Origin of the sequence: Curtobacterium sp. MCBD17_013 (genome assembly GCF_003234565.1) — a bacterium.
Taxonomy (GTDB): domain Bacteria; phylum Actinomycetota; class Actinomycetes; order Actinomycetales; family Microbacteriaceae; genus Curtobacterium.
In genome coordinates, this window is sequence record NZ_QKTU01000002.1 from 307920 (window position 1) to 322634 (window position 14715).

The following is a 14715-nucleotide window of genomic DNA, read 5'->3' on the forward strand; positions in this document are numbered from 1 at the left end:
GAACGCGGAGAAATTCGCCGTCCCCCGCGCGGGTACGCCACGACCGCCGTTCAGACGACGATCGGGAGACGGCTTCTGAAAGAGATGGTTCCCGATGCACCGGGCCCTGGGGATCCGCAGGACGTCAGACGCGGGCGATCGGGTTGTTCGCGATCACTTCGAGACGGGTACGACGAGCGGCACATTCGCCCCTGGGGCCGGGTGCGGCACCACTGTAGCACCTCCGAGGTCGACGGCGAGCATGAGCGGCGTCCAGGACGTGTGCGCGTGTCGCGCCACGAGATCGGCCGCCCGGAGGCGCTGCGCCGGGTCGCTCCCGAGCACGAGGAGGCTCGGTCCGGCCCCGCTGACGACCGCCGCGAGCTCGTGCTCGCGGAGCATCCGGATCAGCCCGTCGGTCTCGGGCATGGCGCTCGCGCGGTAGCTCTGGTGGAGGCGGTCCTCCGTCGCCGCGAGCAGCAGCTCCGGGCTCTGGATGAGGGCGGCGACGAGCAACGCCGACCGCGACACGTTGAAGGCAGCGTCGGCATGGGGCACGGATGCGGGCTGGAGGCTCCTCGCCAGCTTGGTCGAGAGCGTCGACGTGGGGACGAACACCACCGGTGACACCCCGCGGTGCACGAGGAGGCGCTTGTACGCCGGCCCGTCGGGTGTCATCCACGCGATCGTGAGACCACCGAAGAGCGCCGGGGCGACGTTGTCCGGATGCCCCTCCATCTCGGTCGCGACGGCGAGCATCGTGGACGCGGAGAGCTCGGTGAGGCCGTCGAGCAGGCCCCGCGCCGCCATGAGCCCGGCGACGATCGCGGCCGCCGACGAACCGAGCCCGCGACCGTGCGGGATCGCGTTCGTGGCGCGGAGTTCGAGTCCGGGCTGCTCGACGCCGGCTGCCGCGAACCCGTGACGGACCGCTCGCACGACCAGGTTCGTCTCGTCCTCCGGTACCTCGCCGGCGCCGACGCCCGACACCGACACGACGAGCCCCGGCTCGGGCAGCACCCGGACCGTGACCTCGTCGTACAACGACAGGGCGAGCCCGAGCGAGTCGAACCCGGGCCCGAGGTTCGCCGTGGTGGCGGGGACACGGACGACGACGGTCCGTCCGGCCGGTGCAGTTCGGAGACCGCCGCCGGACCGGGACGGCGTCTCCTGCCGATCGTGTCCGGGGCGGTCCGCGCTCACCGAGGCGCCCCGACCAGGCCGAGCACGTCCGCCACGGCCGCGGTGTCCACGGGCACGGTCGTCGGCGTGACGTCGGTGCCCTCGGGGCCGCGCAACGCCCACTGCGGGTCCTTGAGACCGTGGCCGGTCACGGTGAGGACGACGCGCGCGCCACGCGGGACCGCGCCGGCCTCGGCCTGCTGGAGCAGTCCGGCGACGCTGATGGCGGACGCCGGCTCCACGAACACGCCGACCTCGGCGGACAGGATCCGCTGCGCGGCGAGGATCGCGTCGTCCTCGATCGCGCCGAAGTGTCCGTCGGTCTCCTCGCGGGCCTCCAGCGCGAACTGCCAGGAGGCCGGGTTCCCGATCCGGATCGCGCTCGCGACGGTCTCCGGGTGCTTGACGACCTCACCACGGACGATCGGCGCGGCGCCTGCCGCCTGGAAACCGAACATGCGCGGCAGCCGGGTCGTCCGTCCGGCGGCCAGGTCCTCGCGGTAGCCGCGCGCGTAGGCGGTGTAGTTGCCCGCGTTGCCCACCGGCAGGAAGTGGAAGTCGGGCGCGTCCCCGAGGACGTCGACGACCTCGAACGCGGCGGTCTTCTGTCCCTCGATGCGGTCGTTGTTGACCGAGTTGACGAGGTGCACGGGGTAGTTCGCCGCGAGGTCCCGGGCGATGTCGAGGCAGTCGTCGAAGTTCCCCTGCACCTGCAGCAACTGCGCGTCGTGCGCGACCGCCTGGCTCAACTTGCCCATCGCGATCTTGCCCTCGGGCACGAGCACGGCGGCGGTGATGCCGGCATGTGCGGCGTACGCGGCTGCCGAGGCGCTCGTGTTGCCCGTCGAAGCGCAGATGACGGCCTCGGCGCCGTGCTCGACGGCCTTCGAGATGGCCATGGTCATCCCGCGGTCCTTGAAGGACCCGGTCGGGTTCATCCCCTCGAACTTGACGTACACGTCGGCGCCCGTCCGCTCCGACAGCGCGCGGGCCCGGATGAGCGGGGTGCCGCCCTCGCCGAGGCTCACGACGGGGGTCGCGTCCGTGACGTCGAGACGGTCGGCGTACTCGCGCAGGACACCCTGCCACTGGTGGGCCATCAGGCTCCCTCTACTCTCAGGACACTCGTGACCGCGGCCACGACGGGTTCGGCTCGGAGTGCCACCACGGTCGCCGCGAGGTCGTGCTCGCGGGCCCGGTGCGTGCCGATCACCAATGTAGCGGTGGCCCCGGGGGTGCCCGCGTCCGACGCCGGGGCAGCCCCGGCCACGGTCTGCTCGACGGTCTCGACGCTGACCGAGTGCCGCGCGAGGACCCCCGCCACGGTGGACAACACGCCAGGGGCGTCCGTGACGCGCATCGTGATCTGGTACCGGGTCGAGACGACGCCGATCGGGAACACCGGCAGGTTCGACTGCGTCGACTCCGCCACACCGGGTCCGCCGATCACGTGCCGCCGTGCCGCCGACACGAGGTCGCCGAGCACGGCCGACGCGGTCTCGACGCCGCCCGCGCCGGCCCCGTAGAACATGAGGTCGCCGGCGGCCTCGGCCTCGACGAAGACGGCGTTCTTCGGGCCGTGCACGGCTGCCAGGGGGTGCCCCTCGGGCACGAGCGCCGGGTACACGCGTGCGCTCACGCCCTCGCGGCCGTCCGCGTCGGTCAGGCGCTCGCACAGCGCGAGGATCTTGACCACGTAGCCGGCCTTGCGGGCCGCGCGGACCTGCTCGATCGTGACGCTGGTGATGCCCTCGCGGTGCACGGCGGCCAGCGGCACGGTGGTGTGGAAGGCCAGGGACGCCAGGATCGCGGCCTTCTGGGCCGCGTCGTAGCCCTCGACGTCCGCCGTGGGGTCGGCCTCCGCGTAGCCGAGCCGGGTGGCGGTGGCGAGGGCGTCCTCGAAGCTCTCGCCCTCGCGGTCCATCCGGTCGAGGATGAAGTTCGTCGTGCCGTTGACGATGCCCATGATGCGGTCGATGCGGTCCCCGGCGAGCGAGTCGTGCAGCGGCCGGATGATCGGGATGGCCCCCGCGACCGCCGCTTCGTAGTAGAGCTGTGCGCCCACCTGCTCGGCGGCCGTGAAGAGCTCGGGCCCGTGGGTCGCGAGCAACGCCTTGTTGCCGGTGACGACGTCGGCGCCGGAACCGAGTGCCTGCAGCACGAGGGTCCGGGCCGGTTCGATGCCGCCGATGAGCTCGACGACGATGTCCGCGCCGAGGATGAGCGACTCGGCGTCCGTCGTGTACAGCGACCGCGGCAGGTCGACGTCACGGGGCGCGTCCACGTCGCGGACCGCGATCCCGACGAGTTCGAGCCCCGCTCCCGCCCGTGACGCGAGCTCGTCGCCGTGCTCGAGCAGGAGTCGCGCCACCTGGGCGCCGACGGAGCCGGCCCCGAGGAGCGCGACGCGGACGTTGCGGTATTCGATCATGGGGGTTCGTGTACCTCGTGCGGGTCGGGCGCGGACGGTGGTCAGGATGCGTCGCCGCGGACGCCGTGGGCGGTCGGGCCGCCGAAGGCGCCGCCGCTCGGGACGAGGCCGGCGTCGCGGGCGAGCAGGTCGTCGACCGTTTCGCCCCGCACGAGGATACGGGCGACGCCGTCGGCCACCGCCACCACCGCCGGGCGCGCCACGTGGTTGTAGTTGCTCGAGAGGCTCCAGCAGTAGGCGCCGGTCGCCGCCACCGCGAGCAGGTCACCCCGGTGGACGTCACCCGGCAGGTAGTCGTCCCGCACCACGACGTCGCCGCTCTCGCAGTGCTTGCCGACGACGCGCACGAGGACCGGGGCGGCGTCGGAGGTGCGGGCGAGCCGGGCCGTGTAGTCCGCGTCGTAGAGCGCGGGCCGCGCGTTGTCGCTCATGCCCCCGTCGACGCTCACGTACGTCCGGACGGCGGTCGGTCCGAGGGGACGGTGCTCGGCGGTCTCGACCGGCCCGTGCGGCGCCTCCTCGGCACGCACCGGGTCCTCCGCTCCGGACCCGTCGCCCGGTGCAGCGGTCGAGGCGTCGAGTGCGAGTTCGACGGGCTTGACGGTACCGACGCGGTAGAGCGTGATGCCGGGCGGCCCGACGATGTACCGCCCGGGTTCGACGGCGACGACCGGCACGGGGACGTCCCGTGCCGCGCAGGCGTCCGCGATGATCCGTGCGAGGGCCTCGGCGATGTCCTCCGGCTCGAACGCCCGGTCCGACTCGGTGTAGTCGATGCCCCAGCCACCACCGAGGTTGAGCTCCGGCACGGGCCCCTCGGCGGCGAGGGCGGCGTGGACCTCGACGAGGCGACGGGCGGCCTCGCGGAACCCGCCCTCGTCGAAGATCTGCGACCCGATGTGCGAGTGGAGCCCGACGAACGCCAACGCCGGCTCCGCCCGGACCGCCCGGCCCGCGGCGACCGCCTCGGTCAGGGGGATGCCGAACTTCTGGTCCTCGCGAGCGGTGGCGAGGTACTCGTGCGTCGAGGCGTGCACGCCGCTGTTGATCCGGATGCGGACGCGCTGGACCGCTCCTGCGCTCTCGGCGATCCGCGCGACGCGGCCGATCTCCTCGACGCTGTCGAGCACGATCGTGCCGAGTCCGACCTCGACGGCACGCTCGATCTCGGCGTCGGACTTGTCGTTGCCGTGGAACCCGAGCCGTCCGGGATCGACGCCGCCCGCGAGCGCCACGGCGAGCTCACCGCCCGTGCAGACGTCCACGCGGAGGCCGGCTTCGGCCATCCACGCGGCGACCTGGGTCGTCAGGAAGGCCTTCCCGGCGTAGTAGACGTGCGCCGTCGAACCCACGCGGGCGAAGGCGTCCTCGAACGCGTCGCGCACGCGCGCCGCGCGGGCGCGGACGTCGGAGGCGTCGACGACGTACAGGGGGGAACCGTGGCGCGCCACGAGATCGGACGCGGTGACCCCGCCGACGACGAGGTCACCGTCGTCCGTCCGTGTCGCGGAGGCCGGCCAGATGCGGGCGACCAGGGCGTTCGGGTCGTGGGGGACGGACAGACGTGCGGGGGCGAGGGGGTTGCCGGTCACGGGGGCCTTCCGGGGTGGTACGGGGCCCGGGACCACCGGGCCGGTCCAGCCTACCGAGCCGCGCCGGGCGTCCCGGCCGGGTGGACGCGGGGCGTCACGACGGGCCGACCCGTGGGATCAGGAGCACGACCCGGTCGTGCGGAGCGCGTCGTCCGACAGCGGCACGTGCGCGGCGTCGATGCGGATCGTGGCGGCCGAGGCCGTGATCGCGATCGACCGCAGACGCAGCGCGGCCGGGAGGTACCGGGCCGTGCACACGTCGACCGGCGTCCCGGAGACGCCGGGGATGCGGCCGCCGACGTCGATGCCGAGCGCGCTGTTCGTGACGCGCACCTGGTGCGGGGTGATCGTCACGCCCCGCCCGCTCGCCGCCGCGGCGACCGCGGCCGTGACCTGGTACCGGATGTCGGTGCCCAGGAAGCGGGTGCGCCCGGCGTACGCGACGCCGCCGTCGCGGAGACGGACGTCCCCCGCCACCTGGTCGAGCACGCCGGCCTGCCGCACCGCGGACGCGGTGAGACGCACCGTGCCGTCGGCGCGACCCGTCCGTCCCGTCCCCCGCACGGGCACGTCGTGCACCGTGGCGTCGACCGCGAGCGGGACGCCGCGCACGGTCAGGTCGTGCGTCGTGATGTCGACGTCGTCGAGTCGCCCGGCGACGAGCTGCGGGATGACCACGCCGTGCGCGTCGGCGACGACGTGGCCGGCCGTGCCGGGCGGGAGGGACGACTCGACCCGGTCGGCGATCGTCCGGTCGACGACGTGCCGCAGGACGAGCTCGGCGACGACCGCCAGGACGGCGAGGACCAGCACGAGGACGACCAGGACGACGACGCCGCGGCGCCCGCGGCGCCGGCCTGCGCCGGGGACCGCCGTCGCTGCCGACACGCGCTACATCCGCTCGGGTGCGGTGACCCCGAGCATCGTCAGGCCGTTGCGGACGACCTGCCCCGTGGCGTCGTTGAGCCAGAGGCGCGTCCGGTGCAGGTCCGTCACGGGTTCGTCGCCGAGCGGCGTCACGCGGCAGGCGTCGTACCAGCGGTGGTACAGACCGGCCAGCTGCTCGACGTACCGGGCGACGCGGTGCGGCTCCCGGAGTTCCGCCGCCTGGCGCACGACGCGCGGGAACTCGGCGAGCGCGCCGAGCAGTGCGCTCTCGGTCTCGTGGGTGAGCAGCGAGCCGTCGAAGACCGACCGGTCCACGCCGCTCGCCGCGGCGTTGCGGTCCACGGCGCACGTCCGGGCGTGGGCGTACTGGACGTAGAACACCGGGTTGTCGTTCGTGCGCTTGACGAGGAGGTCGAGGTCGATGTCGATCGCCGTGTCGGATGCGAAGCGGACGAGGGCGTACCGGGCGGCGTCGACGCCGACCGCGTCGACGAGGTCCTCCATCGTGACGACGTTGCCGGCCCGCTTCGACATGCGCACGGGCTCGCCGTCCTTGAGCAGGTTGACGAGCTGGCCGATGAGGATCTCGAGGTTGACGCCGGGTTCGTCGCCGAAGGCGGCGCACATCGCCATCATCCGGCCGATGTAGCCGTGGTGGTCGGCGCCGAGCATGATGAGGTTCCGCTCGAACCCGCGTTCGCGCTTGTCGAGGTAGTACGCGATGTCGCCCGCGATGTACGCGGGCTCGCCGTCGGACTTGATCACGACGCGGTCGCGGTCGTCACCGAACGTGGTCGTGCGGAGCCACAGGGCGCCGTCTGCCTCGTACATGTGCCCGAGTTCGCGGAGGCGGGCGATGGCGCGCTCGACGGCCTTCGACTCGTGCAGCGAGTTCTCGTGGAAGTAGACGTCGAAGTCGACGCCGAATTCGTGCAGGGACGCCTTGATGTCGGCGAACATGAACTCGACGCCCTCGCGCCGGAAGAGCTCCTGCGCCTCGTCCCGCGGGAGGTCGGCGACGTCGCCGTCGAAGGTGGCGAGGACCCGGGCGGCGATCTCGGTGATGTAGGCACCGCCGTAGCCGTCCTCGGGGGTGGGCTCGCCGAGGGCGCTCGCGAGCAGGCTGCGGGCGAAGCGGTCGATCTGGCCGCCGTGGTCGTTGAAGTAGTACTCACGGGTGACGAGCCCGCCCTGCGCCGTGAACACGCGCGCGAGGCTGTCGCCGACCGCGGCCCAGCGGACGCCGCCCATGTGGATCGGGCCGGTCGGGTTCGCGGAGACGAACTCGAGGTCGATCCGGACGCCGTCGTAGAGGTCGCCGCGCCCGAACGCACCGCCCTCCTCGACGATGGTCCGCGCGATCGCTCCGGCGGCGGCGGCCTCGAGCGTGATGTTGATGAAGCCGGGGCCGGCGACGTCCACCGCGTCGACGCCGTCGAGCTCGGTGAGCTCCCCGGCGATCTCGGTGGCCAGCTCACGCGGGTTCGTCCCGAGGCGCTTGGCGAGCTGCATGGCTGCGTTCGAGGACCAGTCCCCGTGTGCCCGGTTGCGGGGGCGTTCGAGGGCCGCGTGGGACTCCCCCACCACGACGGTGTCGGCGGCGCCCCGTCGCTCGACGATCCCGGCGAGGATCGACAGGTACGCGGCGGAGAGTTCGGCTGGGGTCACGGCGGTCGAGTCTACCGGGGCGTCGTCGCACGGTCCGCGCCGCGGCGACGGCTCGTGCGCGCCGCGCTGCGAGCGGGGTTCGCGCGTCGGGGACGGGGTGCGTCATCATGGTCGGATGACCTCCCGCACCCTCGTCCGGGCGATCACCACGGTCGCGATCGCCGCTGCGAGCGTGCTCGCCGTCAGCGGGTGCACCGGTGGCCACGCGTCCTCCGCCGGACGGAGCGGGACGACGTCCTCCTCGGCACCCCCGGCGCCGATCGGCACCCGCGTCGACGTCCCCTGCGCGGCCCTGGTGCCCGAGCAGGTGCTCGCCACGTACGGCCGGACCTTCACGCTCGACGCGGACGCGACACCGGCGCACGGCAGCACGGCGGCCGGCATCGCGGCCGAGCGCGGGGACGTCTGCACCTGGCGGGACGCCAGCGGCGGCGCTCGTCTGACGCTGGCGGTCGCCTCGCTGCCGGAGTCGACCCTGACGAAGCTCAAGGACACCCTGTACGAGGACAGCAACAGCGTGCCGACGTACACCGTCGAGGGCTACTTCGAGGCGCGGAAGGGCATCGGGCGGGCCGATGCGTTCACGGATCCGTACTGGATCCACGTGGAGTCGACGGTGTTCGGTGAGCCGGGCGACGCGCAGCCGGTCGTCGACGCGGTCCGCACGGCCCTCTCGTCCGCCACGGCGAGCGCGTCCGCGACGCCGCAGGCCGGGTAGCGCGGTTCAGAGGCCGATGTGGCCCGTGCCCTCCGGTGCCGTGCACGGGACAGTCCGTCGACCGCCTCGTGGCGCGCAGTGGTGGCCCGACCCCGGCGCTGACGTCGACGACGGCGAGCAGCGGGCGACGGATCGGAGCGGGTCGTCCATCCGCTGCCCGGGCACCGTCACCGGTGTCCGGGAGCGGTCGTGGGACCTGCTACGGTGGGAGCACCCCGGGCCCCCATAGCTCAGGGGATAGAGCACTGCCCTCCGGAGGCAGGGGCGGAGGTTCGAATCCTCCTGGGGGCACCATCGGTCGCTCAGGCCGTCCGTCGCTAGGCCGTCCGTCGCTAGGCCGTCCGTCGCTCAGGCCGTCCGTCGTTCACGGCACGACCACGATCCGCTGCCCCGGCTCCTCGTCCCGACCCCACGCCTGCTCGATCTCGCCGAGCGCGACGGGAACGGGCTCGACCACGATGCCGCCCGCGTCGATCTCCGCGACGAGGGACGGCAGCTCGGCCAGGTAGCCCGCCGGCGAGACGGCACCCTGCCCGTTGCCGAGCAGCCGGAGGTCCGCGCCGCGGAGCACGGCCGACGGCAGCGAGATGTCGGGACCGGCCACGGACCCGATCTGGATCCAGTGGAGCGCGGCGCTCCGGTCCCTCCTGGCGGTGAGGACGGCGCGGATCGCCTGTTCGGTCGGCGCGCCCCAGAGGTAGTCGAGCACGATGTCGACGTCGGCGGCCGCCGCACCGAGCGCGGCGTCGGCGGCCGGTACTCCGAGCTGCACGAGGCTGTCGGCGCCGACCTCGGCGAGGGCGTCGAGGCGCCGCCGGTCCCGACCCGCCGCGACGACCCGCCCCGCGCCGAGGTGCTTCGCGATGCGGACCGCCATGGAGCCCGCGCTGCCGGTGGCGCCGAGCACGAGCACGGACTGTCCCGGGCGGACGGGGACGCGGCGGCGGAGCGCGACCCACGACGACATCGCGGGGTTCATGGTGGCGGCGACGCGGAGCGGGTCGATGCCGTCCGGCAGGACGACGGAGCGACGACGGTCGACGACGGCTCGCTCGGACATCGTCCCGATCACGTCGTCGTCCGCGACGAAGTACACGAGCGCCCCGTCCGCGCGCCGTCCGACGGCGTCGACGCCGGGGACCATCGGCAGGACGCCGGTGCTCGTGTAGTGGGCACCCGCCGCACCCGAGCGGGTGCGCGGATGGAGGCCGACGGCGACCACGTCGACGAGTTCCTCGTGGCCGGAGCGCGGTTCGGGGACCGGGACCGCACCGCTCCGGGGTGGCTCGCCGAACGCGGTGACGACAGCGGCGTGCATGGTGGGCATCGGTTCCTCCTCGCGCCACACCAATTTGGTACGTGGCACAAACCAGTTTAGTTGGTGCCACGTACCACCACAAGTACGATGTCCGTGTGACCACTGCTCCGGACCCCGACCTCGGGATCGTCGACGCACTCGCACAGCTGTCGTTCCTCGTCCAGAACACGCTCGCCCGCACCGCGGACGCCGACGACCTGTCGCTCGTGCAGACCCGCCTGCTCGGCGTGCTCCGCGACCGGGAACCGGGCATGCGAGAACTCGCGGCCCTGCTCGACCTCGACAAGTCGAGCGTGACCGGACTCGTCGACCGAGCGGAGCGGCGCGGCCTGGTCCAGCGCGTGCCGTCCCGGGAGGACCGACGCATGGCCCACGTGCGACTCACCACCGCCGGACGCGACGTCGTCGACCGCGTCACGGCCGCCTTCGGTCGGGAGGTCGAGGACATCGTCGCTCCGCTCGGACGGGACGACCGCGACGTACTCCGAACGCTCGCCACCCGGGTGCTCGCCGCTCGGGCGGAGACGACCGGCGTCGAGCTGGTGCCGACCGCACCGCGTCCCTAGGCTCGGCATGTGTTCACGTTCCCCGAGCCCGACGTCCCTCCGCTCCGCGGTGGCCCCGCCCTCCGGTGGGGCGTGATCGGGCCCGGGGAGATCGCGAACGACTTCACCGCCGCCCTGCACGCGGCCACCGACCAGCGCGTCGTCGCCGTCGGATCACGATCGCCTGACCGGGCCGCGGCCTTCGCCGACCGGCACGGCGTGCCCCGGGCCCACACCTCGTACGAGGACCTCGTCGGCGACCCCGAGGTGGACGTCGTCTACGTGGCGACCCCGCACGTGCACCACGCCGAACAGGCACTCCTCGCGATCCGCGCCGGCAAGCACGTGCTCGTCGAGAAGCCGTTCACGACCTCCGCCGCAGACGCCGTCCGGGTCGCGGACGCCGCACGAGCGGCAGGGGTGCTCGCGATGGAGGCGATGTGGACGCGGTACCTGCCGCAGTCGGCCGTCCTCCGGGCCTGTATCGACCGTGGCGACCTCGGCGAGGTCCACCTCGCGCTCGTCGACGTCGGCTGGCCGCACGACCTCGGCGGCCTCGACCGCATCACGGACCCGGCGCTCGGCGGCGGCGCGCTGCTCGACGCGGGCGTGTACGGCCTGTGGTTCGCGCAGTTCGCGACGGGGGCACCGGTGCGCATCGACGCGACGGGACGGACCAGCCGAAGCGGGGTGGACCTCCAGTCCGTCGCCGTGCTGACCGGCGCGACCGGCGCTCAGGCGTCGGTGACGACCACCATGCTCGCCTCGACCGACGGGCTCCCGACCATCGCGGGCACCGAGGGCACGGTCCGGTTCACGGAGCACTTCGTGTTCCCGGCCGCGTTCACGCTCCGCCGCGGGGACACCGTGCACGCCTGGCGCGACCGCTCGGGCCTCCGCGGCCGGCAGGGACTCGTCTGGCAGGCCGTCGCCCTGGCGGCGTGGGCCACCGAGGGCCGCACGGACTCCCCCGTCCACTCACTCGACGACTCGATCACGCTCATGCGCACACTCGACGAGGTCCGACGACAGGTCGCGCTCGCGCGCACGTGATCCCGCCGCGCGCCACACCGTCGCCCGCGCCGATGCCCCTGACGACGGGCCCGGACGGCGTCGGCCCACCACCGCACGAAGCGGGGCGGGCCGACGACGGGGCTGCTGATCAGGCGTGGGTCAGCCCGATCAGGCGTGGGTCAGCCCGATCAGGCGTGGGTCAGCCCGATCAGGCGTGGGTCAGCCCGATCAGGCGTGGGTCAGGGCGATGAGCGCGACGTTCATGGTGGAGTACATCCCCTCGGACCGCGTCGCCTGGCGCACCCGTCCTCGGAGGACCTCGTACCGCCCGTCGCGCTCGCGCACGAACCCGATGACACCGCTCGCCGGTGTCGACACCCTGTGGAACCCGTCCTCGAGGGGGACGACTTCTGTCCTGGTCGCTCGCTCCATTGCCCGCTCCCTTCGTCGCCGATGCCGGTCCATGCTACTCCCAACTCGGGGGACATGGACGCCGGCCCCGGAGGTCCTGCGCGGGACCCGCGGGAGGAGCGACGCGCCCCGACGGGGTACGAACGCCACCCCGCGCGGACGCGGTCCACCGACCGCCCGGCGACACGGCCACCCCGCGGTGCGGCTCGCTAGACTCCGGGGTCCCAGGGTCCTGCGGCCCACCGCCCGCGGCACGAGGAGGACGGATGCGCGGAACCCGCGACGGCAGCACACGACGAGGACGACACCCGTACGCTCGTCGGGCCGCCGGGCTCGTCACCGTGCTGCTCGCGGCGCTCACCGTCCTCGGGCCGGCCGCCGGCGCGTCGGCCACCGCACCGGTCGACCTCGACGGCGCCTACGTCGTCGACGACGCGAACGCCCTGAGCACCGCCCAGGAGCACCGGGTCCGGAAAGCGCTCGACGACCTCTACGACCAGACCCACACCCGGCTGTTCGTGGTCTACGTGCCGCGGTTCACGGACCCGTCCGACCAGGCGGCGTGGGGACGCGCGACGCTCGAACGGAACCAGCTCGACACCGACAGCGTGCTGCTCTCCGTCGCGGTCGACGATCGCGTGTACAACGTCACGCAGTCGGACACGTCCACGACCCTCTCGAAGGACGACGTCCGGACGGCCACCGACGACGACCTCGTCCCGAGACTGCGCGCCGACGACTGGGACGGCGCCGCGACCGCGTTCGCGCAGGGACTGGCGGCCACCCAGGCACCGCCCGACCTGACGTGGCTCTGGGTCGTGCTCGCGGTGGTCGTGGTCGGTCTCGTCGTCCTCGTGCTCGTCATCCGGGGCCGGAACCACCGCCGCGCTGCCCGTGCCGCCGCTGCCGAGGCCGCGGACCTCGCCGCCCTCGAGCGTCGTGCCGGTGTGGCCCTCGTCACCATCGACGACGAGATCCGCAGCGCCGACCAAGAGGTCGGGTTCGCGGTCGCACAGTTCGGCACCGACGCCGCCGCACCGTTCACCGCAGCACTCGACCGCGCCCGACGCGCGGTGCGCGAGGCCTTCACGCTCCGCCAGCAGCTCGACGACGAGGTCCCGGACTCCCCCGCCGACCGTGCCGCGTGGTCGCGGCGCATCGTCGAGATCTGCTCCCGCGTGCACGGGGAGCTCGCCGAGCAGACGGCGGCGTTCGACGCGCTGCGCGCACTGGAGGACGGCGTCGAGGCGAACGCGGCCCAGGTGACCGCCGCGCTGCCCACGGCGAGACGGCAGGTCGCCGACGCGGACGTCACGCTCACCACGCTGCGCGGCCGGTGGACCGGACGCACCATCGCGACGGTCGACGGCAACGTCGACCAAGCACGCGACGTCCTCGCGTACGCGGACGAGCGCGCACGCGCCGCGACGGACGCCATCGCGAGCGGCGACCGTGGTCAGGCGGTGATCGCCGTCCGCGACGCGCAGCACGCCCTCGCCCAGGTCGCCCAGCTCGCCGGGGCCGTCGCGAGCGCACCCCGGACCTTCGACGAGACCGCCGGTCGTGTCGAGGCCCTCCGTGCCGATGTCGAGGCCGACGTCGCAGCCGGTCGATCGCTCCGCGACCCCGGTCCGGACGTCACGACCGCCGTCGCGCGCGCCGCGACCGTGCTCCGCCAAGACCTCGACCCCCGCGATCCGATCAGTGCGCTCGACCGCCTCACGCAGGTCAACGCCGCCATCGACACCGCGCTCGCTGCCGCCCGGTCGCGCGAGGAACGCCGCCAGCGGGCCGCGGCCGCGCTCGACGCCGCACTCCGTGACGCCCGGGCCCGGATCGACCAGGCACGGGACTTCATCTCGATGCGGCGTGGCGGCATCGGCCCCCGCGCCCGGACCCGCCTGTCCGAGGCCGAGCGCGCCTTCGACGACGCCGTGCGCGCCGCCACCTCCGACCCCGACACGGCGATCCGCGCAGCGCGCGCCGCCGAGCAGTACGCCGCCGCGGCGATGGACGAGGCCGACCAGGACATGGGCGGTTGGCCGGGCGGCGGCGGCTCGAACGGCGCGCAGCTCGGCGGGCTCGTGACCGGGCTCGTGCTCGGCGGCATGTTCGGCGGTCGCGGCGGGGGCTTCGGCGGCGGGGACGGCGGCGGCTTCTCCGGCGGCGGCCGGTTCTGATGACCAACCGGACGCACGGGCGTTCCGGGGCCAGTGACGACACCACCACCAGAAAGGACACGACCGTGGCGAAGCAGACCATCTTCGGACGGATCGCGCAGCTCGCGAAGGCGAACATCAACGCGATCATCGACAACGCGGAGGACCCCAGGCTGGCGCTCGACCAGCTCGTCCGCGACTTCACGAACAACATCGCCGACGCCGAGAGCGCGATCGCCCAGACGATCGGGAATCTCCGTCTCCTCGAGCAGGACCACGCGGAGGACGTCGCCGCCGCCGCCGACTGGGGCCAGAAGGCAGCGAGCGCGAGTGCCGCAGCGGACCGCTACCGCGCCGAGGGCAAGACCGCGGACGCCGACAAGTTCGACGACCTGGCCAAGATCGCGCTCGGTCGGCAGATCAGGAGCGAGCAGGAGGCGAAGGACGCCGAACCGCAGATCGCCGCGCAGACGGAGGTCGTCGATCGGCTCAAGTCCGGACTCGAGCAGCTCAAGCAGAAGCTGGTCGACCTCAAGGCGAAGCGCGACCAGCTCGTCGCGCGGCAGAAGACCGCCGAGGCGCAGTCGCGCGTCAACGAGGCCATCGGCAGCATCGACGTCATGGACCCGACGAGCGATCTCGCCCGGTTCGAGGACAAGATCCGCCGCGAGGAGGCCCGGGTGCTCGGGCAGCAGGAGCTCCAGGCCTCGAGCCTCGACGCGCAGTTCCAGAGCCTCGACGACCTCGGCAAGGACGCCGAGGTCGAGGCGCGACTGGCGGCCCTGAAGAACGGACACTGAGCCGCACCGC

At 73.5% G+C, this 14715-nt stretch carries 13 protein-coding genes and 1 tRNA gene; 6 read left to right on the top strand and 8 right to left on the bottom strand.

Annotated elements, in window-relative coordinates:
* Positions 1-153 precede the first annotated feature (153 nt).
* The 6 genes from thrB to argS all read right to left on the bottom strand — a co-directional run bounded on the left by thrB (position 154) and on the right by argS (position 7740).
* Positions 154-1182, bottom strand: coding sequence for a homoserine kinase (thrB, locus tag DEI81_RS03990; RefSeq protein WP_111009203.1), 1029 nt, complete (start codon positions 1180-1182; stop codon positions 154-156).
* A complete protein-coding gene (gene thrC, locus DEI81_RS03995; RefSeq protein ID WP_111009204.1) occupies positions 1179-2261 on the bottom strand; it encodes a threonine synthase in 1083 nt (360 codons plus the stop codon). The genes thrB and thrC overlap by 4 nt, the downstream gene beginning before the upstream one ends.
* A complete protein-coding gene (locus DEI81_RS04000; protein ID WP_111009205.1) occupies positions 2261-3592 on the bottom strand; it encodes a homoserine dehydrogenase in 1332 nt (443 codons plus the stop codon). The genes thrC and DEI81_RS04000 overlap by 1 nt, the downstream gene beginning before the upstream one ends.
* Positions 3593-3633: 41 nt before the next feature.
* Positions 3634-5184 (bottom strand): alanine racemase, encoded by a 1551-nt coding sequence (locus DEI81_RS04005; protein ID WP_111009206.1) that lies wholly within the window; start codon positions 5182-5184, stop codon positions 3634-3636.
* Between the two features lie 117 nt (positions 5185-5301).
* Entirely contained in the window at positions 5302-6072 is a 771-nt protein-coding gene (locus DEI81_RS04010; protein ID WP_111009207.1) for an LmeA family phospholipid-binding protein, read from the bottom strand.
* A gap of 3 nt (positions 6073-6075) precedes the next feature.
* On the bottom strand, positions 6076-7740 hold the full coding sequence (argS, locus tag DEI81_RS04015) for an arginine--tRNA ligase (RefSeq protein WP_111009208.1): 1665 nt from the start codon (positions 7738-7740) through the stop codon (positions 6076-6078).
* A 115-nt stretch (positions 7741-7855) separates the two neighbouring features.
* On the opposite strand from argS, the gene DEI81_RS04020 reads away from it, so the two are divergent.
* Both DEI81_RS04020 and DEI81_RS04025 read left to right on the top strand, forming a co-directional pair.
* Complete coding sequence (locus tag DEI81_RS04020; RefSeq protein WP_111009209.1) at positions 7856-8458, top strand: hypothetical protein; 603 nt, start codon at positions 7856-7858, stop codon at positions 8456-8458.
* Positions 8459-8677: 219 nt separating this feature from the next.
* Positions 8678-8752: transfer RNA gene (locus DEI81_RS04025), tRNA-Arg, on the top strand.
* A gap of 70 nt (positions 8753-8822) precedes the next feature.
* On the opposite strand, the gene DEI81_RS04030 is transcribed toward DEI81_RS04025, so the two are convergent.
* The gene (locus DEI81_RS04030) at positions 8823-9785 is read right to left on the bottom strand and encodes a zinc-binding alcohol dehydrogenase family protein (protein WP_258368480.1); all 963 of its coding nucleotides are present in this window, start codon (positions 9783-9785) and stop codon (positions 8823-8825) included.
* A gap of 86 nt (positions 9786-9871) precedes the next feature.
* On the opposite strand from DEI81_RS04030, the gene DEI81_RS04035 reads away from it, so the two are divergent.
* Together DEI81_RS04035 and DEI81_RS04040 are read left to right on the top strand one after the other, a co-directional pair.
* Positions 9872-10342, top strand: a complete 471-nt coding sequence (locus DEI81_RS04035) for a MarR family winged helix-turn-helix transcriptional regulator (RefSeq protein ID WP_111009210.1) — start codon at positions 9872-9874, stop codon at positions 10340-10342.
* Between the two features lie 9 nt (positions 10343-10351).
* Entirely contained in the window at positions 10352-11374 is a 1023-nt protein-coding gene (locus DEI81_RS04040) for a Gfo/Idh/MocA family protein (protein ID WP_111009211.1), read from the top strand.
* A gap of 189 nt (positions 11375-11563) precedes the next feature.
* Here DEI81_RS04040 and DEI81_RS15945 read toward each other — a convergent pair whose 3' ends face one another.
* Positions 11564-11767 (bottom strand): hypothetical protein, encoded by a 204-nt coding sequence (locus DEI81_RS15945; RefSeq protein WP_111013770.1) that lies wholly within the window; start codon positions 11765-11767, stop codon positions 11564-11566.
* 245 nt (positions 11768-12012) lie between these two features.
* Here DEI81_RS15945 and DEI81_RS04045 point away from each other — a divergent pair, with 245 nt between their 5' ends.
* Complete coding sequence (locus DEI81_RS04045) at positions 12013-13926, top strand: YgcG family protein (RefSeq protein WP_111009212.1); 1914 nt, start codon at positions 12013-12015, stop codon at positions 13924-13926.
* 65 nt (positions 13927-13991) lie between these two features.
* Positions 13992-14705, top strand: coding sequence for a PspA/IM30 family protein (locus DEI81_RS04050; RefSeq protein ID WP_111009213.1), 714 nt, complete (start codon positions 13992-13994; stop codon positions 14703-14705).
* Positions 14706-14715: the final 10 nt, after the last annotated feature.

Excerpts from the sequence above, each read along its gene's own strand:
- thrC (WP_111009204.1), bottom strand. The coding sequence starts at position 2,261 with ATGGCCCACCAGTGGCAGGGTGTCCTGCGCGAGTACGCCGACCGTCTC.
- DEI81_RS04000 (WP_111009205.1), bottom strand. The coding sequence starts at position 3,592 with ATGATCGAATACCGCAACGTCCGCGTCGCGCTCCTCGGGGCCGGCTCC.
- DEI81_RS04020 (WP_111009209.1), top strand. The coding sequence starts at position 7,856 with ATGACCTCCCGCACCCTCGTCCGGGCGATCACCACGGTCGCGATCGCC.
- DEI81_RS04030 (WP_258368480.1), bottom strand. The coding sequence starts at position 9,785 with ATGCCCACCATGCACGCCGCTGTCGTCACCGCGTTCGGCGAGCCACCC.
- DEI81_RS15945 (WP_111013770.1), bottom strand. The coding sequence starts at position 11,767 with ATGGAGCGAGCGACCAGGACAGAAGTCGTCCCCCTCGAGGACGGGTTC.
- DEI81_RS04045 (WP_111009212.1), top strand. The coding sequence starts at position 12,013 with ATGCGCGGAACCCGCGACGGCAGCACACGACGAGGACGACACCCGTAC.